The sequence below is a fragment of the Crossiella sp. NPDC003009 genome (assembly GCF_053591555.1).
In genome coordinates this window covers 58992-80990 of the sequence record NZ_JBSFUA010000013.1, presented here as the reverse complement: position 1 = coordinate 80990, position 21999 = coordinate 58992, and the positions used below count along the sequence as shown (strand labels likewise).

The window sequence follows — 21999 nt, the reverse complement described above, 5'->3', positions numbered from 1 at the left end:
GTGACTTCTGCTGCCCTTTTCCGGCATTCGCACAGTTCGGATCCCGTCATGTTCGCTGTCCTTGGCGTGCCCGCACGCCGTCGCGCCGTGCTGACCGACGCCGCCGTCGCGCTGGGCGTCGGCCTGCTGCTCTACCTGGCCATCCGCCTCGGCGCGGGCGTCATCGCCCCGCTGCCCGCCGACCATTCCCTGGACCGGATCAGCACCGATCCCTCGGTGCTGCCCTACTACGCGGGCCGCACGCTGCTGCGCATGTTCGCCGCGTTCGCGCTCTCGTTGGTCTTCACCATGGTGGTGGGCACGCTGGCGGCCCGGTCCCGGCGCGCGGAAAAGATCATCCTGCCCGCACTGGACATTCTCCAGTCGGTGCCGATCCTGGGTTTCCTCTCCGTCACGGTCACCGGATTCATCGCGCTTTTCCCGGGTTCCACGCTCGGGGTGGAATGCGCGTCGGTATTCGCCATCTTCACCTCGCAGGCGTGGAACATGACCTTCGCCTGGTACCAGGCATTGCGCGCGCAGCCGAGGGAGCTCGGTGAGGCGGCCACCATGCTGCGGCTGACCCGCTGGCAGCGGTTCTGGAAGCTGGACGCGCCGAGCACGGTGATCCCGCTGCTGTGGAACGGGATGATGAGCTTCGGCGGCGGCTGGTTCTTCGTGGTGGCCGCCGAGGCGATCAGCGTGCTCAACCAGAGCTACGCGTTGCCCGGCATCGGCAGCTACGTGGCCGCGGCCACCGAACGCGCCCAGGACGACCGGCTGCTGCTGGCCATCGGCGCCATGGTGCTGCTGGTGCTGGCGGTGAACCTGCTGTTCTGGCGGCCGCTGACGGCCTGGGCCGAGCGGTTCCGGATCGAGGAGGCCGAGGCGGCCACCGCGCCGCGCAGCCTGGTGCTGGACCTGCTGCGCCGCTCCAGCCTGCCCCGCCGCCTGGCCGCGCTGCTGCGTCCGCTCGGCGAGGGGCTGGACCGGGCGGCCAGGGTCTTCGGCAGGCCGAGGGACCACTGGCAGGCCTCGGCGGGCCGTCGCGGGCTGGGTGACGCGGCGCTGCTGGTCGCGGTGCTGGCGCTGCTGGGCTGGGGCACGGTGTCCGCGGTCGGCTACCTCGCGGGCACCGCGAGCTGGGCCGATGTCGGCGAGGCCGCCTGGCTGGGGCTGGTCACCTTCGGCCGGGTGCTGCTGATCGTGGCGGTGTCCTCGCTGGTGTGGGTGCCGGTCGGGGTGTGGATCGGGCTGCACCCGAGGGTGTCCCGGCTGGCCCAGCCGGTGGTGCAGGTGCTGGCCAGCTTCCCGACCAACTTCCTGTTCCCGTTCGTCACCGCGCTGCTCATCGGCACCGGCGTCACCCTGGACTGGGGCGGCATCCTGCTGATGAGCCTGGGCGCGCAGTGGTACGTGCTGTTCAACGTGATCGCCGGGGCCAGCGCGATCCCGGCCGACCTGCGCGAGGCCGCCGCGGACCTGCGGCTGCGTGGCTGGCTGCGCTGGCGGCGGCTGATCCTGCCCGCGGTGTTCCCCGCCTGGGTGACCGGCGCGCTGACCGCGGCCGGTGGCGCGTGGAACGCCTCGATCGTCTCGGAGTTCGTCTCCTACGGCGGCGACACGCTCACCGCTACCGGCCTCGGCGCCTACATCAAGACCGCCACCGAAAGCGGGAACCAGCCGCACATCCTGATCGGCGTGGTGGTCATGAGCGCCTACGTCGTCGCCCTCAACCGGCTCTGCTGGCGGCCCCTCCAGGCCCTCGCCCAGCGCCGCTACCACCTCTGAGAACGGAAGTGCTGACATGACCATCGTGGCACTGGAGCACGTCTCCAAGAACTTCAGCGGCCTGCCCGTGCTGGCCGACATCAACCTGGAACTGCGCGCGGGCGAGGTGGTCGCGCTGCTCGGCAAGTCCGGCTCCGGCAAGTCGACGCTGCTGCGCACCATCGCCGGGCTGGTCGAGCCCAGCAGCGGCCGGGTCAGCTACCGCGGCGAGGCGCTGCGCGGGCCAAACCCCGGCACCGCCATGGTGTTCCAGAGCTTCGCGCTGCTGCCCTGGCTGACCGTGCGGGAGAACGTGGAGCTCGGTTTGCAGGCACGCGGGGTCGCATCAGTGGAACGGCGGCGGCGGGCCGAGGAGATGATCGACCTGATCGGCCTGGACGGCTTCGCCGGGGCGTACCCGAAGGAGCTCTCCGGCGGCATGCGGCAGCGGGTCGGCTTCGCCCGCGCGCTGGTGCTGGAGCCGGACGCGCTGCTGATGGACGAGCCGTTCTCCGCGCTGGACGTGCTCACCGCGGAGAACCTGCGCAGTGAGCTGATGGCGTTGTGGGGCAGCGCGCGGTTCCCGACCAGGGCGATCTGCGTGGTCACGCACAACATCGAGGAGGCCGTGCTGCTGGCCGACCGGGTGCTGGTGCTGGGCGCGAACCCCGGCCGGATCACGGCGGAGATCACGGTGCCGCTGACCAGGCCGAGGGACCGGCGTGGCGCCGGGTTCCTGGCCGTGGTCGACCAGATCTACACCGCGCTCACCGGCTCGGCCGCCGGTCGTTCGGTCCCGGACCCGCGCACCCCGCTGATGCGCCCGCTGCCCGAAGCCAGCGTCGGGGGTCTGGCGGGTCTGGTCGAGCTGGTCGCGGGCAGTGGTGGCCGGGCCGAGCTGCCCGAGCTGGCCGCGCAGCTGTCCTTCGAGGTCGACGACCTGATGCCGCTGGTGGACGCGGCCGGGATGCTCGGCCTGGTCGAGGTGGCCGGGGCCGGCGCGCACCTGACCCTGGACGGGCAGGTGTGGGCCGAGGCGGACATCCCGGCCAGCAAGCGGCAGTTCGCCAAGCTGGCCGAGGCGCACGCGCCGCTGATCGGGATGATCACGCACGCGCTGCGCACCAGCCGCACCGGACGGCTGCGGCAGACCTTCTTCCTGGACCTGCTGCGCCGCGGGTTCACCCAACAGGAGGCGATGCGGCAACTCGCCGTGGCCGTGGACTGGGGCCGCTACGGCGAGCTGTTCGACTTCGACGCGGTGGCGCAGGAGCTGGTGCTGGCGGACGGAGAGCGGTCATGACGTTGCTGTGGTGGGAGGTCGCCGCCCGGCTGGGCTCGGCGCTGGTGCTGGGCTCGGTGATCGGGCTGGAGCGGCAGTGGCGGGCCAGGATGGCCGGGCTGCGGACCAACGCGCTGGTGGCCACCGGGGCGGCGCTGTTCGTGCTGCTCAGCGTGCTCACCCCGGGCGAGGGCAGCCCGACCAGGATCGCCGCCCAGGTGGTCTCCGGCATCGGTTTCCTGGGCGCGGGTGTGATCATCCGGGACGGGGTGAGCCTGCGCGGGATCAACACCGCGGCCACCATCTGGGGCGCGGCGGGCGTCGGCTGCCTGGCCGGCGCTGGCCTGTTCCCGCACGCCGCGGCGGGGGCGGCGGCGATCGTGCTGGCCAACGTGGTGCTGCGCTCGCTGGCCCGCAAGGTCGACCGCACCCAGTCCGAGACCGACCGGCGCTACCTGTACGACTTCAAGGCGGTCTGCCGGGACGCCGAGGAGGCGCACATCCGCGCGCTGGTCGTGCAGTCGGTGACCACAGCCGGATTTGTGTTGCAGGGCCTGGAAAGCGAGGACCTGGGCGCCTCCGGCAAGGTGGAGGTCACCGCCCGCCTGTCCGGCAAGGGCAAGCAGGGCACCGAACTAGAGTCCGCGGTCAGCCGCCTGAGCCTGGAACCGGGCATCAGCTCGGTCAGCTGGCGGGTCGTGGAGTCCGACCCGGAGGTCTGACCCGCCCCGGCCCCGGCGGAGCTCGCCGGGGCCGGGGGTCTCACTGCCGGTTCGGCGCTGAGCTCAGCGAACGCAGCAGCTGCTTCAGGTGCGCGCCGATCACCTCGACGTTGGGCGGGTCCAGCACCGAGAGGTGGTGGCCGGGCACCCGGACCACCTCCAGCGCCGGGGCGAACTCGTCCCAGCCCAGCGGGGCGTCGTCCCGGTCGAAGCGCGGGTCCTTCAGGCCGCCGGGGGTCTTGTCGGCGGCGCTGTAGAGCACCACCCGGCCGTCGTACAGTTCTGGCTGGTAGCGCTCCAGGACCCTGGTGTCCAGGAACGAGGTGCGCTGGTGGTGCAGGATCGCGGTGCTCACCTCCACGTTGACCAGCTGGTGCGCGGTCATCTGCTCGATCAGCAGGTCGATCTGCTCCTCGTCGTCCAGCCGGGCCAGCACGTCATACGGCAGCTCGATCCGCCTGCCGTAGCTGGCTTCCAGGAAGTCGGCGAAGCGGCGGAAGCGCAGTTCGGCCAGCCGCACCTCGTCCAGGCCCGCCGGCAGTGGCAGCGGGTTCAGCGAGTCGATCATCGCTACCAGCTCCACCTCCGCGCCCGCCGCGGTGAGCTGCTGGGCCACCTCGTAGGCCAGGAACCCGCCGAGGGACCATCCGGCCAGCCGGTAGGGGCCGCTGGGCTGCACCGCACGCACGTGGTCCAGGTAGCAGCCCGCCTTCTCCGGCAGCTCGCGCACGTGGTCCACCCGGTCCAGGCCGTAGGCGGGCTGGTCGGCGTCGAGCAGGTCGACCAGCTGCCGGTAGACCGCGGTGTCGCCACCGGCCGGGTGGAAGAAGAACAGCGGCGGCTGGCCGCCGTCCCTGCGCAGCACCCGCAGCGGCGACTGACCGCTGCCCACCTCGCGCTCCCGCACCCAGCGGGCCATGCCCTCCACCGTGGGCACCGCGAACAGCTCGTCCACCCGCAGCACCCGGCCACTGCGCTCGGCCAGCAGCCCGGCGATCCGCTCGGCCTGCACCGGGGTGCCACCGGCCGACTCGAAGGTCTCGGTGACCCCGACCGGCCGCCGCAGCACCTCCTGCCACACCGCGCTGACCAGCCGTTCGGCCGCGTCCCTCGGCGGCACCCTGACCGGCTGCGCGGGGCCGGACTCCCTGGCACCCAGCGAAAGCTCGCCGAACAGCCAGGTCTCCAGCTCGGCCAGGCTCGCGCCGCGCAGCAGCAGCGCGGTGGGCAGGGTGAGCCCGAAGTCGTGCTGCACCGCGTTCTTCACCCGCACCGCCAGCAGCGAGTCCAGGCCGAGCCCGGTCAGCGGCGACTCCGCGGGCAGCGACTCGGCGGCGAAGCCCATCAGCCCGGCCACCCTGGCCCGCAGCTGCCCGGCCGCGATCCGGCGGGCCTCCGCTGGGTCCACTGTGGACAGTGCGTCGACCCCGGGCCACTCGACCTCGGCGACCGGCGCGGCCGGGACCAGCTCGGCGAAGAACGGCGTCCTGGCCGCCTCCGGGAACAGCTCGGCCAGCGCCCGCACGTCCAGGCGCAGCACGCCGGTGGCCGGGCGGCCGGAGGCCAGCACCGCCTCCAGCGCGGCCACACCCTGGTCCGGGGTGATCGCGGCAACCGCGCCGACCTCGCGCTGTGCGGCCAGGCCGACCTCGGCCCAGGTGCCCCAGTTGATGGTGGCCGCCACCTGGCCCTCGCCGCGGCGGCGGGCGGTGACCGCGTCCAGGTAGGCATTCGCCGCGGCATAGGCGGCCTGGCCGGGCGAGCCGAGCAGCGCGGCCGCGGAGGAGAAGCCGAGCCACCAGTCCAGCGGCAGCCCGCTGGTGGCCTCGTGCAACCGCCAGGCGCCGTAGGCCTTGGGCCGCCACACCCGGCGCACGTTCTCCGCGTCCAGGCGGCCCAGCACCCGGTCATCCAGCACCGCGGCCGCGTGCACCACGCCGCGCAGGCTGGACCCGTCCTGGGCGACCTCGACCAGCCGTTCGGCCACCCCGGGTTCGGCGATGTCCCCGGTGACCACCTCGACCACCGCGCCGGCCGCGCGCAGCTCAGTGATCAGCTGCCGTGCGGTGGTGCCGGGGTTGGACCGGCCGTTGAGCACCACCTTGCCCGCGCCCCGCTCCACCAGCCAGCTGGCCAGCACCAGGCCGAGCCCGCCGAGTCCGCCGGTGACCACGTACGCGCCGCCGGAGCGCACCACCGGCGCCTCGGCCGGTTCGGGCAGGGTCGCCCGCCGCAGCCGGGCCGCGTACCGGACCCCGCCGCGCCAGGCCACCTCGTCCTCGGCGCCGCCGCCGAGCAGCTCGGCCAGCAGTTCGGCCACCGCCGCGGTGGCGTCCACGTCCACCCAGCTGGCCCGTAGCGCGGGCTGCTCGAAGGCCAGCACCCTGGCCAGTCCGCGCAGCGCGGCCGCGGCCGGGCGCACCAGCTCCGCGCCCACCACATCGGCCCCGCCCCCGCCGACCAGCCACAACCGTGGGGTCAGGCCACGTTCGGCAACCGCGCCGACCACGGCGGAGGCGGCCACGGTCAGCCGCAGCGCCGCGTCCAGGCCTTCCGGACCGTCCGGATCCGGTTGCACCAGCACGATTCCGGCCGGGGCCGCCTGGTCCAGCACCTCGGCCAGCAGCTCGGTCGTGATGTCCACAGTGGACAGCAGGATCGGGTGCCTGCCCGAGGCGGCGAGGCCGTCGGCCAGGTCGCAGACCAGCTTGTCGTCCTCGCCGATCACCAGCCAGGTCCCGCTGGTCTCACCCACCGGGGCGGGCGGCAGATCGGCGCGCTGCCACACCGTTTCCAGCAGCAGCTCGCCCAGCGGCACGGTCAGCTCGGCCCGGCGCACCTTGCGCACGAACACGCCGTTGATCTCCAGCACCAGCCTGCCGTCCGGATCGCTGAGCTGCACGTCGGCCAGGATGCCGCCACCCTCGCCGGAGACCCGGACCTGGCACAGGCCGCCCTGGCTCACCTCGCCGTAGACCCGCACCGCGCCGAACTCCATCGGCAGGTGCAGCTCGTTGTCGGCCACCGGCGGCAGCGCCGCGCCGAGCACCTGCAAGCAGGAGTCCAGCACCGCGGGGTGCGCGGCGAACCGCGAGTTCGGCGGGGCCTGCTCGGGCAGCACCACGCTGGCCGCGGCCGTGCCGTCGCCGGTGGCGTGCACCTCGGTCACGCCGGCGAAGGCCGGGCCGTGCTGCTGGCCGAGGGCGCGCAGCCGCCGGTACAGCTCGGCTCGCTCGATTCCCGGGCCGGACAACACATCCGAGCCGTCGAAGGGCTCCAGTCGAGCTTCCGCAGGTTCGGCCGCGGCCACCTTGGCGGTGGCGTGCAGCGTCCAGCTGTCGTCCTCGGCCCTGCTGTAGATGTTGACCAGCCCGCGCAGCCCGCCGCCGGGGATCAGCACCGTGGTCAGCCCGGTGCGCGCGCCCAGCGCCAGCGGCCGGTGCAGTGCCACGTCGCTGGCCTGCACCTGCCCGACCGGCAGCCCGAAGGCCGCGCTCGCCGCGGACAGCGCGATCTCGGCGTAGGCCACGCCCGGCAGCACCGGCACGTCGTCCACCCGGTGGTCGGTCAACCAGGGCAGTGCCTCCAGCCCGACCTCGGCCGACCACAGGTGCCGACCGTCCTCCGGCAGCTCCAGGTGCGTGCCCAGCAACGGATGCCCGGCGGTGGCACCACCGCGGCGGCGGCTCGGCGCGACCCAGTACGGCTGGTGCCGCCAGGGTGTGGTGGGCAGTTCGGCGAACCCGGCCCCGGCCTTGGGCAGCGGATGCCCGGCCAGGCGCAGCCGGCCCAGCTCGTGCCGCAGCTGCCTGCGTTCCGGCTCCTGGCGGCGCAGGCTGGCCAGCACCACCGGATCGGCCTCCTCGGCCCGCGCGGTCTCGGTGATCGCCTGGGCCAGCACCGGATGCGGGGCGATCTCCAGGAACACGCCGAACCCGTCGGCCAGCGCGCGGGAGACCGCCTCGGCGAAGCGCACCGGCTGCCGCAGGTTGGCCACCCAGTAGCCGGAGTCGAAGGTAGGCCGGTCCGAAACCGTGCTGTAGAAGGGGATCTCCGGCTTGCGGCCGCGCAGGCCGCGTAGCTCGGCGGCCAGCGCGGGCAGCACCGGCTCGACCATGGCGGAGTGGCTGGCCACGTCCACCTTGACCAGCCGGGCCATCCGCCCGCTCGCCTCCACCCGCGCCACCAGCTCGGTCACCGCGCCGGCCGGTCCGGCGACCACGGTCTGGCCGGGCGCGTTCCGCACCGCGATGTCCACATCGGACAGTCCGGCGGCCAGCTCGGGCAGCTCGTCCGCGCGCAGCTCCAGCGCGGCCATCACCCCCGGCTCGGCCAGCTCCGCGGCCAGCCGGGACCGCGCGGTGACCACCCGCACCCCGTCGGCCAGCGACAGCGCACCGCTCACCACGGCCGCGGCCACCTCGCCCACCGAGTGCCCGATCACCGCGTCCGGCCGCACCCCGGCGGCGCGCCATAGCTCGGCCAGCGCCACCTGCACCGCGAACAGCGTCGGCTGCACCACGGCGAAACCGTTCAGCTCGGCCTTGGCCGCCAACAGCTCCAGCGGCGAGAACCCGGCCGCCGCGCGCACCAGTTCGTCCACTTCGGACAGTGCGTCGGCGAAGACCGGTTCGGTGGCCAGCAGCTCCGCGCCCATGCCGGCCCACTGCGAGCCGTGCCCGGAGAACACCCACACCACACCGGAACCGAGCCGGTCGCCCCTGCTCACCGCGATGTTCGGCGCGACCCGGCCTGCCGCCAGCGTGCGCAAGCCTGCCAGCAGTTCGGCCTTGTTCTCGGCTGTCACCAAGGCGCGGCTCGGCCCGGCGAACCGCCGGTGCAGCGCGTCGCGGACCGCGCCGAGGTCGGTCTGCGCGGTGGCCAGCCACTCGGCCAGCCGTCCCGCGCTGTCCCGGATGCGTTCTGGAGAGGGGCCGGACAACAGGTAGCCGTCCGGCCCCTCCACCGTCGAAACAGAGGCAGTCGCGGCTACCCCCTCGACGATCACGTGCGCGTTGGTGCCGCCGAACCCGAAACCGGAGACTCCGGCGCGGGCCGGGCGGTCCTGACGCGGCCACGGCCGGGACTCGGCGGCCACCGCCAGTCCGAGCCGGTCGAACGGGATGTGCGGGTTGGGCTCGGTGAAGTGCAGGCTGGCCGGGATGGCGTCGTGGGCCAGTGACAGCACCACCTTGATCAGTCCGGTGATGCCCGCCGCGGCCTCCAGGTGGCCCACGTTGGTCTTCACCGACCCGATCAGCAGCGGCGCGCCGGGATCGCGGTCCGCGCCGAGCACCGCGCCCAGCGAACCGGCCTCGATCGGGTCGCCGAGCAGCGTGCCGGTGCCGTGCGCCTCCACGTAGTCCACTTCGGACGGTGCGATGCCGGCGTTGGCGTAGGCCGTGCGCAGCAAGGCTTCCTGGGCTTCTGGGTTGGGCGCGGTGATGCCGTTGGACCGGCCGTCGGAGTTGACCGCCGAGCCGCGCAGCACCGCGAGCACCCGGTCCCCGTCCCGCCGGGCGTCGGAGAGGCGCTTGAGCACCACCACACCCGCGCCCTCGGCCCGGACCATGCCGTTGGCCGCGGCGTCGAAGGCCCGGCACCGGCCATCCGGCGAGGTGACGCCCATCTGGTCGAAGTTGACCGTGACGCCGGGGCCCAGCAACAGGTTCACGCCCCCGGCCAGCGCCACCTCGCTCTCACCCGCGCGCAGGCTCTGCACGGCCAGGTGCACCGCGACCAGCGAGGAGGAGCAGGCGCTGTCCACCGCGACACTGGGCCCGCGCAGGTCCAGCACGTAGGAGAGCCGGTTGGCCGCGATGCTCAGCGCCGCGCCGGTGCCGCTCCAGGCGTCGATCCGCTCGGCCTCGCTGATCGCCAGCTGCCCGTACTCGTTGCCGCTGATCCCGACGAACACCCCGGTCCGGCTGCCGCGCAGTCCGGCTGGCGCGATCCCGGCGTGTTCCAGGGCCTCCCAGCTGACCTCGAGCAGCAGTCGTTGCTGCGGGTCCATGCCGGCCGCCTCGCGTGGGCTGATGCCGAAGAAGTCGGCGTCGAAGCCGGTGATGTCGTCCAGGTAGCCGCCCCAGCGGGTGGTGCGGGCCAGCACCTCGGCCGCCTCCGGCGAACCGGCGTGCCCGGCCCAGCGCTGCTCCGGCACCTCGGAGATGACCTCGCGGCCGCTGGAAAGCAGGTCCCAGAAGGCTTCCGGGCCGTCGACCCCGCCGGGCAGGCGGCAGCCGAGACCGACCACCGCGATCGGCTCGGTGGTGTGCGGGGCCGCTGACGCCGCGGGCGGGACGGCGTCAGCGGCCCGTGGCGCGGCCCCATCGAGCAGGGCCGCGCTGATTCCGGCGATCGTCGGGTGCTCCCAGACCAGCGTCGCCGGAAGACTGCGGTCGAGGTGGTCCTCCAGCTGACCGGACAGCGCCACCGCGTCCCGCGAGGACAGCCCGTAGCTGTCCAGCGGCTGGTGGACGTCGATCTCCTCCGGCGGGCGGCCGACGGTCTCGGCCACCCGGCGCAGCAGCCAGTCCTGGAGTTGTCGCCTGGTGGTCATAGCAGCTCTCCGTATGCCCCGCTGAGGTACTGGTCCCTGGTCGCGCCGCGGGCGATCTTGCCGCTGGAGGTGCGCCGCACCTTGCCGGGCGGCACCAGCCGGAAGTCGGCCAGCCGCAGGTCGTGGTGGGCCGAGACGGCCTGGCGCACCGCGAGGGCGACCGCGGCCGGGTCCCGCTCCGGCTCCGGCACGTGCCGGGAGTACTCGGCGATCACCACCACCCGCTCGTCCGCGCCCTCGGTGAGCGCGAAGGCGGCCACGTAGTCCCGGCGGACCGCGGGGTGCGCCTCGTGCACGGTGCCCTCGATGTCCTGCGGGTAGTGGTTCTTGCCGTCGATGATGATCAGGTCCTTGGCCCGGCCGGTGATGAACAGCTCGCCCTGGTGCAGCGCGCCCAGGTCGCCGGTGCGCAGCCAGCCGCGTTCCGGGGCCGAGTCCGGGCCGCTGGTGAGGTGGCCGTCGAAGTCCTGCGCGGACTCCTCGGGCTTCTGCCAGTAGCCGTCGGCCACGTTCGGCCCGTGCACCCACACCTCGCCCACCGCGCCCTCGGGCAGCGCCGCGCCGGTGGCCGGGTCGACCACCAGCACCCGCAACGCGATGCCGGTGCCCGCGCCGACCAGCTCCAGTGCGGTGTCCGAAGTGGACGGTGTGAGCCTGCCCGCGCTGAGCTCGGCCCGGTCCACCTTGAGCACGGTCGGTCCGGCCGCTCCGGTGGCGGTGACGTACACGGTCGCCTCGGCCAGGCCGTAGGACGGGCGGTGCGCCTCGGGGGCCAGCCCGGCCGGGCCGAAGGCGGCGTTGAACCGCTCGATCGTCTTGGCCCGCACCGGCTCGCTGCCGTTGATCATGATCTTGACCCTGGACAGGTCCACAGTGGACTTGAACTCGTCACTGGTGCGCGCGACGGTGTAGTCGTAGGCGAAGTTCGGCGCCGCGGTCAGCGTGTTCGGGTGCTCGGCCAGCTGGCGCAGCCAGCGCTCCGGCCGCTGCAGGAAGGCGAACGGGGTGCAGAACACCGAGTGCGCGCCCAGCAGCACCGGCACCGCGAGCATCGACATCAGGCCCATGTCGTGGAAGAACGGGATCCAGCCGGAGCAGGTGTAGCCGGCGTCCATGCCGTAGGCGGCGGCGATCTGCGCGGAGTTCACCACCAGGTTCCGATGCGTGATCACCGCGCCGCTGGGCGCCCTGGTGGAGCCGGAGGTGTACTGCAGGTAGGCCGGGTCGTCCATGGACACCAGCGCGGGCCGGAAACCGGCCGCCGCCAGCGGATCCACCTTGTCCACCGCGAGCACCTGCTTGGGGCTGGGCGCCAGCTCGCCGTCGAGCAGCTTGCGCACCTGCGGCAGCGCGTTCTCCGTCGCCAGCCACACCTCGGGATCGCAGTCGGCCAGCGCGCCGACCAGCCGGGACCCGTGCAGGCTCACCTCGGGCGCGAACAGCGGCACGCCGATCACGCCCGCGTACAGGCAGCCCAGGAACGCGACGACGTAGTTGAGGTCGTGCGGGGTCAGGATGGCCACCCTGGCTCCCGGCGCGGTGGTCTGGCGCAGCTGCGCGGCCAGCGCGCGGGCCCGCAGGTCCAGCTCGCGCCAGGTCAGCGTGTGCGCGATCCCGGCCCGGTCCTCGTTGTAGTCGACGAAGGTGAATGCCGGGCGGTCGCTGCCGGCGTTGCGGTGCAGAAAACCGGTGAGCGGCATCGACCCGGTGAAGTCGTGCTGTTCCGGCACGGCGAATTCGATGTGGTTCATCGGGGAGTCACCCTTTTCGGGGAAGGGAGCTGGGGGGAGCGGCCGTGCTTCGTCGAATGGCCGTGTGAATCCATTGTCGAACGGATCGTTAGGAATGCAACCTCCCTGGGTATGTGAACCCAGGCACGTGCCAGACCCTACTTTCGTAGTACGGAGAGCAGAAAAGGAAAGGTAGTGTTCAGTTCGCGCCGCCAATAGGGCCAGGTGTGCGTTCCCGGGTAGGCGTGCAGGCTCACCGGAATGCCCAGCTGCCCCAGTCGCGCGGCCAGGTCGAGGGTGCCGGGCCCGATGATCCACTCCAGCACCGAGCCGCCGGAGAACCGCCGGTCCAGCGGGCCGCGCCGCCCGTCGCCGGTGGACAGGTGCAGCGGGGTGCCGCGCAGCGCCTCGGCGTTGCGGTACGGGTCCTCGGCCAGCCAGTGCGCCCGGGACGCCCACAGTGAGCTGGCTTTTTCTCCTTCGCGGCGGAGCATGGCGCGGGCGAAGGCCGGCATGCCGCGGCGGGTGGTGTGCAGCAGACCGCTGAAGGAGGCGACCGCGCGGAAGAAGCCGGGATGCCGCTGCGCGCCGCGCAGCACGCCATAGCCGCCCATCGAGACCCCGGCCCCGGCCCGGACCTGGCTGGCCCGGTAATGCTTTTCCAGCAGCTCGGGAACTTCGCTGAAAACGAATTCATCCCAGTGTGGGATCGTTCCCACGTGATCCGGCGCCAGCCAGTCGCTGTACAGGCCGACCCGGCCGCCCGGCGGCATCACGACCAGAATCCCGGCCTCGTCGGCCAAGTGAAGGATATCTGTCCAGCGGAGCCAGCAGGTATGGTCATCGCCCGCGCCGTGCAACAGGTACAGCGTCGGCCAGCCCTGTTTGCTTTCGCGCCACTGCCTGGGAACCAGAAGTGTGAGTTCGGCCTCCCGGCGTAACGCGGAAGATTTCACCTGGATGTCAACCACGCGGTCGTCGCGCCAGCGTTCACTGTGCATACGAGAACCTCAATTCGACGTTAGTGGGAATTCGTGAAAACCGAGGAACTGACCCGTTCGCCCTGGCTCGTGCTCACCGCGGTCGCGGTCGGCTCGGTGATGACCGGCGTGGACGGCACCGCGCTCACCATCGCCGGCCCCGACCTGGCCGCCGACCTCGGCGCCTCCCTGACCGGCTTGCAGTGGGTGGCCAACGCCTACCTGCTGGCCACCGCGCTCGCCCTGCTGCCGGCCGGCGCGCTGGCCGACCGGTACGGGCGGCGGGCGGTGTTCCTGTGCGGGGTGGCCGGTTTCACCCTGACCTCGCTGGCCATCGCGCTGGCCGGCCAGGTCTGGCTGGTGATCGCCCTGCGCGCGCTGCAAGGGGTGTTCAGCGCCATGCTGCAACCGGCCGCGCTGGCCCTGCTGCGGGCCAGTTTCCCGCCCCGCACGCTGGCTCCGGCGATCGGCGTGTGGAGCGCGGTGGCCGCGCTCGGCCTGGCCGCCGGACCGCTGCTCGGCGGCCTGCTGGTGGCCGCCGGCGGCTGGTCGGCGATCTTCTACGTCAACCTGCCGGTCGGCCTGCTCGCCATCGCGCTCACCCTGCTCTTCGTCCAGGAGTCCCGCACGGACAAGGCACTGCACGCCCGCCAGGTGCTGGACCTGGTGCGCCCCAGGCAGTTCCGGGCCGGGGTGGCGCTGGTCGCGGTCACCTTCGGCGCGCTGTTCGGCGTGCTGTTCCTGCTCACCCTGTACCTGCAGAACCTCAAGGCCCTCGACCCGGTGACCGCCGGGCTGTGGCTGGTCCCGGTGACCGGCGTGGTGGTGCTCAGCGCCCCGCTCGGCGGCGCGCTGACCCGCCGCCACGGCCCGGTCCCGCCCGCGGTCGCCGGTCTGCTGCTGGTCGCGGCCGGGCTGTTCACCATGACCACGCTGGACGTGGCCTCCGGCGCCACCGCGGTCGCGCTGGCCACCGTGCCGCTCGGCCTCGGCGGCGGGCTGGCCCTGGTCGCCGCCACCGAGGCGATCCTGGCCTCCGCCGCACCCGAGGAGGCCGGACTGGCCTCGGCGGTGCAGCAGGTGGCCGGTCAACTCGGCGGGCTGGTCGGCATCGCGGTGCTCGGTTCGCTCCTGGACGGCGGCCGCAGCTTCACCGGCGGCCTGCACACGGCCGTGCTGGTGGCCGCGGCCGCCGTCACCGTGAGCGCGCCGCTCGCCGTACTGCTGCGACGTCACTGAGCACCGACACCTTCTGCGCCCGGGAAAGCTTGCTGGGCCACCAGATCGCCCGCCCCAGGTCCACCGCGAGCGCGGGCACCAGCAGTGAGCGCACCACCAGCGTGTCCAGCAGCACGCCGAAGGCCACCAGGAACGCGATCTGGGCCAGGAACAGGATCGGCAGCACCGCCAGCGCGGCGAAGGTCGCGGCCAGCACCACTCCGGCCGAGGTGATCACCCCGCCGGTCACCGACAGCCCGACCAGGGTCCCCGCCTCGGTGCCGCGCCGGGCCGCCTCCTCGCGCACCCTGGTCATCAGGAAGATGTTGTAGTCGATGCCCAGCGCCACCAAGAACACGAAGGCGTACAACGGAACCCCGGGATCCGCGCCGGGGAAGTCGAAGACGTGGTTGAACACCAGCGCGGAGACGCCAAGGGTGGCCGCGAAGGACAGCACCACGGTGAGCATCAGCAGCAGCGGGGCCAGCAGCGAGCGCAGCAACAGCGCCAGCACCACCAGGATCACCAGCACCACCAACGGAATGATCAGCGCCCGGTCCCGCAACGCGGTGTCCTGCACGTCCAGCTGGGCCGCGGTCGGCCCGCCCACCACCGCCGCCGCCCCCGGCACCCCGTGCACCGCGGTGCGCAAGGCCCGCACCGCCTCGATCGCCGCCTCGCTGTCCGCCGCGTCCCGCAGGGTGGCGTTGATCTCCACCCGCCCGTCCACGACCTTCGGCAGCGCGGCCACCTCCGCCACCTCCGCCACCCCCGGCACATCCCGCGCCACCGCCACGACCCGCTCCGCGGTCTGCTCCGCGGTCACGATCACGGCGGGCGAGCCGCTGCCGCCGGGGAAGTGCCGCCCCAGCGCCTGCTGCCCGGACACCGAGTCCACCGTGGACAGGAACACGTCGGTCTGGGCCACCCCGTCCGCCTTGAGCTGCGGCACGAACGCCACCCCGAACAGCAGCACCGCGGTGGTCAGCACCCAGGTCCAGCGCGGCCTGCTGCCCACCAGCCCGGCCACCCTGCCCCAGATCCCGTCCTTGGCCGCCGCCGGCTTGCGCGGCCAGAAAGCACCGCGCCCCAGCAACATCAGCGCGGCGGGCAGGAAGGTCAGCGAGGCCAGCAGCGAGGTCCCGATGCCGATCGCGGCCACCGGCCCGAGCCCCTTGTTCGAGTTGAGGTCGCTGAACAGCAGGCACAGCATGCCCAGCACCACGGTCCCGGCCGAGGCGCAGATCGGCTCCAGCGAGGCCCGCCAGGCGCGCCGCATGGCCAGCCGGGGACCGGCCTGCCGGAGTTCCTCCCGGTACCGCGCCACCAGCAGCAGCGCGTAGTCGGTGGAGGCGCCGAAGACCAGGATGAACAGGATGCCCTGGCTCTGCCCGTTCAGCGTGAGCACCTCGTCCCTGGCCAGCCGGTAGACCACCGCCGCCGCGCCCAGCAGCGCCAGCCCGGCCGAGGCCAGCACCACCACCGGCAGCAGCGGACTCCGGTAGACCAGCACCAGGATCAGTGCCACCACCGCCGCGGTGACCCCGAGCAGCAGCCCGTCGATGCCGCCGAAGGTGGCCGCGAAGTCCCCGACGATCCCGGCCGGTCCGGTCACGTGCGCGTTGAGCCCCTCGGGCAGGCCGTCCCTGACCTTTTCCCGCAGCACCTTGACCGTCTCACCGGCCCGGAACCCGTCGCTGCCGTCCACCGGCACCAGCGCCTGCGCCGCCTTGCCGTCCGGCGCGGGCACCACCGGCGAGGCCGGTCCTTTGAGGCCGTCCACAGTGGACGCCCGCTGCACCGCGCGCGCGATCGCGTCCTGATCGGACGGTGTCAGCCCAGAGCCGCGCTCGAAGACCAGCACCGCGGGCAGCACATCGGCCTCGGTGAACCGCTTCTGCTCGTCCGCGGCCCTGGTCGCCTCGGCGCTGGCAGGCAGGAAGGAGGCGTTGTCGTTGCGCTGCACCTGGGAGAGTTTCCCCAGGTCAGGCCACCCGATCGCGCCCACCACGAGCCAGGCGAGCAAGGCGAACGCGGGCAGCACAAGGCGAAGTCGGGACACTGGGAACCCCCTGGCGGCTGGGAGAGGAAACCCGATGATGCGCGCCGCTACCTACCAACAGACCATCCGAAGGTCGGATGACCGCGGTGTCCTGTCACACAGCCTTCAGGGCAGCGGGACGGGCGTGACCTGCCACCGGTTGTCCGCGTGCACGGTCGGCAGGTGCAGGGTGCCCCGCCCGCCGTCGGGCCGCAGGTAGCTGATCGTCAGCTGCATCCGCCCGCGCAACAGCTCCGCCTTGGTGCTGATCTCGCTCACCCCGGCCTCGGCGAAGCCGGAGACGGTGGCCTGGGCGGCGTCTTCGGCGCCCTCGGCCAGCGAGACCACCTCGGCCAGCCGCTCCGAGTCGGCCGCGCGCAGCGCGTCGGTGACCCGCTCGGCCAGCTCCTGCACGCTCGCCGCGCCGCGCTCCGGCTGGGCGCTGATCATCATGATCACCGCGGTGATCCACACGGCGGCGAGGAGCACGATCCAGGTGCGCAGGCTGCGCACTGCCTTCAGCAACATCTCGTCACAGCCACTGGTTGCGGCGGAAGATGCGGTACAGGACCAGGCAGGCCACCAGGATCACCGACATGATGACCGGATAGCCGTAGGTCCATTTCAGCTCCGGCATGATGTCGAAGTTCATGCCGTAGATCCCGGCGATCATCGTCGGCACCGAGATGATGGCCACCCAGGCGCTGATCTTGCGCATGTCGTTGTTCTGCCGCAGCGTGATCTTGGCCAGCACCGCGTCGATCAGCGTGGTCAGCATCTCGTCGAAGGTGACGATCCGGTCGTGCACGGTGGTGAGGTGGTCGTCCACGTCCCGGAAGAAGGTGCGCACCTCGTCCGGCACCAGCGGGATGTAGCCCTCGGCCAGCCGCCGCAGCGGGGTGGCCAGCGGGCCCACCGCCCGGCGCAGCTCCATGACCTCGCGCTTCATCAGGTAGATCTGCTCGGGGTCCACCGCGCTGCGCGGGTCGAAGACCTCCACCTCCAGGGTGTCGATGTCGTCCTCGACCGCGCTGGTCACGTCCAGATAGGTGTCCACCACGTGGTCGGCGATGGCGTGCAGCACCGCGGCCGGACCGAGGGCGAGCTTCTCCTCGTCCTGCTCCAGCTCGGCGCGCAGCCCGGCCAGCGCCTGGTGCTTGCCGTGCCGGACCGTGATCACGAAGTGCCGGCCGACGAAGACCATCACCTCGCCGGTCTCCACGATCTCGTTCGCCGTGGTCGGCGACTCGTGCGCGACGTAGCGCACCGTCTTGAGCACCATGAACAGGCTGTCGTCGTAGCGCTCCAGCTTGGGCCGCTGGTGCGCGTGCACCGCGTCCTCCACCGCCAGCTCGTGCAGCCCGAAGGTCTCCGCGATGCTCTGGATCTGCTGCTCGTCCGGCTCGTGCAGGCCGATCCAGACGAAGCCGGAGCCGCGCTTGCGGACCTCCTCCACCGCGCCGGTGTGGGTCCAGCGCCCAGGCAGGCGCTTGCCGTCGACGTACACGCCGCAGTCCACCACGTAGGCGGACAGCGGCACCGGGATCTGCTGCGGCATGGCACTTCCGTTACGAGGAGCACGGCCGCGCAGGCCGAGCGTGGGCAGAACGGACATGGAAGGCTCCAGTCGAACGCGACGCGAACACGGGTGTGCCGCCAGAACCTGGCTGGGGCTCCGGCGCGATAGCGCGTCCCGACCGGTCGATGGGTCCTACCTCGTTGTAGCGAGCCCACCGGCGAGGACGCGGTCGGTACTGGGAGGGTTGCTGTCTGTACCCATCGCGTCTCACCTCCTCGGGGCCATGGCCGGAACGGTGGATTCGCTCACAGACCGGTTGTCGAGACTACCCGTACCCGGGCAAGACTGTCCTCCCCGGTCATGGTCGATCGGCCACCACCTTTGGGAGGCAGCGTGCAGTTCGGGCGGTACTTCGAGGAGTTCGAGGTCGGCGCGGTGTACAAGCACTGGCCGGGAAAGACGGTCACCGAGTACGACGACCACCTGTTCTGCCTGCTCACCATGAACCACCACCCCCTGCACATGGACGCGCACTACGCGGGGGAGACCACCGACTTCGGCAAGAACGTGGTGGTCGGCAACTACATCTACTCGCTGCTGCTGGGCATGTCGGTGGCGGATGTCTCCGGCAAGGCCATCGCCAACCTGGAGGTGGAGTCGCTGCGGCACGTCAAGCCGACCTTCCACGGCGACACCATCTACGGCGAGACCGAGGTGCTGGACAAGACCGAGTCCAAGTCCAAGGACGACCGCGGCGTGGTCTACGTGGAGACCAAGGGCTACAAGCAGGACGGCACCGTGGTCTGCGTGTTCCGGCGCAAGGTGATGGTGCCCAAGCGCTCCTACGGCGAGGCCCGCGGCGGCGAGCAGCCCGGCCGCCCCGAGCCGAAGGCCTGAGCGCGGTGAGCGCGCCTGCCGCCGAGAGGCTGCGCGAGTTCGCCGCCGCCCAGGCCGCGGCCTCCCCGCTGTACGAGTGCCTGAGCGCCGGTGCGGCCGGGGACGCCGAGGTGAGCGCCCTGGTCGGGGACGCCTCGCCGGAGCTGTTCCTGGCCGCGGCCCAGCGGGTGCTCTTCCGCGAGCCCTGGCACCCGCTGACCCGCTACTACTCCTCCCTCGGCGGGGCGGACGGCCCGGACGGCGAGCTGTGGCCGCTGTTCCGCGCCTTCGTGCTGGAGCGGGCCGAGGCGATCCGCCCGTTCCTGGCCGAGCGCTCGGTCCGGGAGGAGCTGGTCCGCCCGGCCGCGCTGCTCTACCCGGGCCTGGCGGTGGTGGCCAAGGAGGCGGGCAAGGCGCCGATCGGCCTGGTCGAGGCCGGGGCGGGGGCCGGGTTCCGGCTGGTGCCGGACCGCTACGGCTTCCGCTACGCGGTGGCGGGCGGCGGCCCGGACATCAGCCGGGGCAAGAAGACCGCCCGGCTGGTGCTGGACTGCCAGGTCACCGACCAGTCGGCCAAGCCGGCCGACGGCTTCGGCAAGCAGGCCAAGCTGCCCGCCATCGCGGCCAGGATCGGCCTGGACGCCGATCCGGTGGACGTGGCCGACGAGGACGAGCTGACCTGGCTGGAGGCCTGTGTCTGGCCGGACCAGCCGCGCAGGCTGCGGCTGCTGCGGCTGGCCGCGGACGAGGTGATCTCGGCCAAGCCGCCGCTGCTGCGGGCCGACCCGGTCACCGGACTGGCGGAGGCGGCGGCCCGGATTCCGGCCGAGCACCCGCTGGTGGTGACCAGCTGCGGGCTGCTGGACGGGCGTCCGGCCGAGTTCGCGGCGGCCTGGCTGGACGCCTTGCGCACGCTCGCGAGTCACCGTCCACTGTGGTGGGTCAGCCAAGAGGGTTACCAGGCGTTTCCCGGCGAACCGCGCGACGGGGCGGCTCACCTGGCCGAGGCGGACCGAGTGCTGAGCGTGATCAACTGGACCGGCGGCGAGCCCCGGGTGCGCAGGCTGGCTACCGCCGATCGGCTGACCCGGGGACTCACCTGGCTCGGTCCGAACTAGGCCGGCACGGTCCCGGCCACGGCTCCGGCGGGGAGCGCTCCCCACTCGGCGAGCGCCTCCGCCAAACCGGGCGAAAGGGACCCTGCGCTGTGCAGTGCGTCGAAGATCACACCGTCCATCCAGGCCACCGCGGACGCGTCGTCACCAGGCCGGATGAGGCCGGGATCGGCGCGGACGGCGTAGTCGTGGATCTCGTAGATACCCGCCGGTGAGGGCCGGTCTACCGAACCGATCCAGCGATCGATCGTGCCGGTCAGACCGGTCTCCTCGGACAACTCCCTGATCACGGCCCTGTGATCATCTTCGCCGGGGTCCACCCGGCCGCCGGGGATGGACCAGGAACCGGCCGAAGGGGGCCGGCCCCGGCGTATCAACAGAATGCGTCCGAACGGGTCGAAGACGACTGCGCCGACACAGCGGACGCGCTGGTCCCGGGTCTCCGGCATGAACACGGAGAGTAGTTCACCTGGGAAGGCCACGTGATCCGCTGCCCCAAGTGCGGTACAAATCTGCCATAGCGCGGCGGAGTGCGGTACAACGGTTCCGCAGGCGCCAACAAGGCCGTTAGCGGACGGGGTTGGTTTACATGAACTTGAAGAAGATCCTGATCTTCGCAGGTGTTGCTCTGGTTCTCTTCTTGCTCGTTACGCAGCCAACACAGGCAGCCGACGGCGTCACCGGCATCCTCGGCACGCTTCGTGGCGCGGCTGAGTCGATCATCACCTTCGTCCGGTCGCTGTTCAACTAGCGGCCGGAGGTAGCCACACGTGTTCTCGCCTCGTGACTCCGACGAGTACCTGCTCGACACCGAGCGACGCGTCATCCGCGTGCGCCGGCACTGGGCCAGTCTGCTCTGGGACATCTTCGAGGCGATGGCGCTGCTCGCCGGAGCAGTGATGATCTCCTACCTGCTGCCACCGGACGCCTGGATCATCCAGAACCTCCTGTGGTACGCGGCGCTGGTCATCCTGCTCCGGTTCGCCTACATCGTCATCGACTGGTGGGTCGAGCGGCTGGTCATCACGGACAAGCGCTTCATGATCACCAGCGGCGTGTTCACCACCAAGGTGGCCATGATGCCGGTGACCAAGGTGACCGACCTGACCTTCGAGCGGACCATGACCGGGCGCATGCTCGGCTACGGCACGATCGTGGTCGAGTCGGCCGGTCAGATCCAGGCGCTCAACAAGATCGAGTACCTGCCGAAGCCGGAGCAGATCAACGACGCCATCTCCGAGCTGGTGTTCGGTGACAAGAAGGCCCAGGCCGAGCGCTTCACCATGATGAAGGCGAAGAAGCAAACGGCCGGTAAGAAGATCATCGGCTGAATGGTTCACACTCGTGGGTGTGCTCATCGACCTGCACGCCCACACGACCGCCTCCGACGGGACCGACACCCCGGCCGAGCTGATGGCCGCGGCATCGGCCGCCGGACTGCACGCGGTGGCGATCACCGACCACGACACGACGGCCGGCTGGGCCGAGGCTGAGCAGGCCCGCCCGGCCGGCCTTCGGGTGGTCAGGGGCGCGGAACTGTCCTGCATCGCGCCGGACGGCCGGGGCGGCAGGCTCACCGTGCACCTGCTGGCCTACCTGTTCGACCCGGAAGCGCCCGCGGTGGTGGCCGAGCAGACCCGGCTGCGCGCCGAGCGCCGCGCCCGGCTGCGCCTGATCGCCGAGCGGATGGCCGCCGACGGGCTGCCGGTGGACCCGGACGCGATGTTCGCCGGGCTCGCCCCCGACGCCTCGGTCGGCCGCCCGCACCTGGCCAGGGTGCTGGTCGCGGCCGGGCTGGTGAACACCGTGGACGAGGCCTTCGCCCGGTACCTGCGCGACGGCGGCGCCTACTACCTGCCGCGCACCGACACCCCGGTGGAGCGCGCGGTGCAGATGATCGCCGCGGCCGGTGGGGTGACCGTGTTCGCGCACCCCTTCGCCCGGCGGCGCGGCCCGGTGGTCACCGCCGAGGTGATCAGGGAGCTGGTGGGCCAGGGGCTGACCGGGGTGGAGGTCGACCACCCCGACCACGAGCCTGCCGACCGCGAGGAGCTGCGCGCGCTGGCCGAGGAACAGAACCTGGTGGTGACCGGCTCCAGCGACTACCACGGCACCAACAAGACCGTCCGGCTCGGCGCGGAGAGCACCGCGCCGGAGCAGCTGGAGGCGCTGGTGTCGAAGGCGAGTGCGGTGCCGGTGCTCGGCTGA

At 72.2% G+C, this 21999-nt stretch carries 16 protein-coding genes; 9 read left to right on the top strand and 7 right to left on the bottom strand.

What is annotated here, in order from left to right:
• Positions 1-48: 48 nt before the first annotated feature.
• The 3 genes from ACWDY5_RS17110 to ACWDY5_RS17100 are packed head-to-tail and all read left to right on the top strand — an operon-like array spanning position 49 to position 3753.
• Complete coding sequence (locus tag ACWDY5_RS17110; RefSeq protein WP_449723144.1) at positions 49-1770, top strand: ABC transporter permease; 1722 nt, start codon at positions 49-51, stop codon at positions 1768-1770.
• 16 nt (positions 1771-1786) lie between these two features.
• Complete coding sequence (locus tag ACWDY5_RS17105) at positions 1787-3052, top strand: ABC transporter ATP-binding protein (protein WP_449723143.1); 1266 nt, start codon at positions 1787-1789, stop codon at positions 3050-3052.
• Positions 3049-3753 carry an MgtC/SapB family protein gene (locus ACWDY5_RS17100; RefSeq protein ID WP_252485950.1) on the top strand — a complete coding sequence of 235 codons (705 nt, stop codon included), beginning with the start codon at positions 3049-3051 and terminating at the stop codon, positions 3751-3753. The genes ACWDY5_RS17105 and ACWDY5_RS17100 overlap by 4 nt, the downstream gene beginning before the upstream one ends.
• Positions 3754-3793: 40 nt before the next feature.
• Here the strand turns inward: ACWDY5_RS17100 and ACWDY5_RS17095 are convergent, their stop codons facing one another.
• The 3 genes from ACWDY5_RS17095 to ACWDY5_RS17085 form a co-directional block, all read right to left on the bottom strand.
• The gene (locus ACWDY5_RS17095) at positions 3794-10312 is read right to left on the bottom strand and encodes an SDR family NAD(P)-dependent oxidoreductase (protein WP_449723142.1); all 6519 of its coding nucleotides are present in this window, start codon (positions 10310-10312) and stop codon (positions 3794-3796) included.
• Complete coding sequence (locus tag ACWDY5_RS17090; protein ID WP_449723141.1) at positions 10309-12063, bottom strand: fatty acyl-AMP ligase; 1755 nt, start codon at positions 12061-12063, stop codon at positions 10309-10311. The genes ACWDY5_RS17095 and ACWDY5_RS17090 overlap by 4 nt, the downstream gene beginning before the upstream one ends.
• Positions 12064-12200: 137 nt before the next feature.
• Entirely contained in the window at positions 12201-13043 is an 843-nt protein-coding gene (locus tag ACWDY5_RS17085) for an alpha/beta hydrolase (RefSeq protein ID WP_449723140.1), read from the bottom strand.
• A gap of 33 nt (positions 13044-13076) precedes the next feature.
• Here ACWDY5_RS17085 and ACWDY5_RS17080 point away from each other — a divergent pair, with 33 nt between their 5' ends.
• On the top strand, positions 13077-14261 hold the full coding sequence (locus ACWDY5_RS17080) for an MFS transporter (RefSeq protein WP_449723139.1): 1185 nt from the start codon (positions 13077-13079) through the stop codon (positions 14259-14261).
• Here the strand turns inward: ACWDY5_RS17080 and ACWDY5_RS17075 are convergent.
• The 3 genes from ACWDY5_RS17075 to corA all read right to left on the bottom strand — a co-directional run bounded on the left by ACWDY5_RS17075 (position 14218) and on the right by corA (position 17896).
• Positions 14218-16302 carry an MMPL family transporter gene (locus ACWDY5_RS17075; RefSeq protein WP_449723138.1) on the bottom strand — a complete coding sequence of 695 codons (2085 nt, stop codon included), beginning with the start codon at positions 16300-16302 and terminating at the stop codon, positions 14218-14220. The genes ACWDY5_RS17080 and ACWDY5_RS17075 overlap by 44 nt on opposite strands.
• Before the next feature lie 105 nt (positions 16303-16407).
• Complete coding sequence (locus ACWDY5_RS17070; RefSeq protein ID WP_449723137.1) at positions 16408-16809, bottom strand: hypothetical protein; 402 nt, start codon at positions 16807-16809, stop codon at positions 16408-16410.
• A 4-nt stretch (positions 16810-16813) separates the two neighbouring features.
• Positions 16814-17896, bottom strand: a complete 1083-nt coding sequence (gene corA, locus ACWDY5_RS17065) for a magnesium/cobalt transporter CorA (protein WP_449723136.1) — start codon at positions 17894-17896, stop codon at positions 16814-16816.
• A 297-nt stretch (positions 17897-18193) separates the two neighbouring features.
• Between corA and ACWDY5_RS17060 the strand changes: the two genes are divergently transcribed.
• Together ACWDY5_RS17060 and ACWDY5_RS17055 are read left to right on the top strand one after the other, a co-directional pair.
• A complete protein-coding gene (locus ACWDY5_RS17060; protein WP_252485958.1) occupies positions 18194-18697 on the top strand; it encodes a MaoC family dehydratase in 504 nt (167 codons plus the stop codon).
• A gap of 5 nt (positions 18698-18702) precedes the next feature.
• Positions 18703-19794, top strand: coding sequence for a DUF2332 family protein (locus tag ACWDY5_RS17055; protein ID WP_449723135.1), 1092 nt, complete (start codon positions 18703-18705; stop codon positions 19792-19794).
• Here the strand turns inward: ACWDY5_RS17055 and ACWDY5_RS17050 are convergent.
• The gene (locus tag ACWDY5_RS17050) at positions 19791-20240 is read right to left on the bottom strand and encodes an NUDIX hydrolase (RefSeq protein ID WP_449723134.1); all 450 of its coding nucleotides are present in this window, start codon (positions 20238-20240) and stop codon (positions 19791-19793) included. The genes ACWDY5_RS17055 and ACWDY5_RS17050 overlap by 4 nt on opposite strands.
• 140 nt (positions 20241-20380) lie before the next feature.
• Here ACWDY5_RS17050 and ACWDY5_RS17045 point away from each other — a divergent pair, with 140 nt between their 5' ends.
• Genes ACWDY5_RS17045 through ACWDY5_RS17035 form a run of 3 tightly spaced genes read left to right on the top strand, consistent with a single transcriptional unit; the run spans position 20381 to position 21999 of the window.
• The gene (locus ACWDY5_RS17045) at positions 20381-20542 is read left to right on the top strand and encodes a hypothetical protein (protein WP_185000007.1); all 162 of its coding nucleotides are present in this window, start codon (positions 20381-20383) and stop codon (positions 20540-20542) included.
• A gap of 19 nt (positions 20543-20561) precedes the next feature.
• Positions 20562-21122 (top strand): PH domain-containing protein, encoded by a 561-nt coding sequence (locus ACWDY5_RS17040; protein ID WP_185000006.1) that lies wholly within the window; start codon positions 20562-20564, stop codon positions 21120-21122.
• A 19-nt stretch (positions 21123-21141) separates the two neighbouring features.
• Complete coding sequence (locus ACWDY5_RS17035) at positions 21142-21999, top strand: PHP domain-containing protein (protein WP_449723133.1); 858 nt, start codon at positions 21142-21144, stop codon at positions 21997-21999.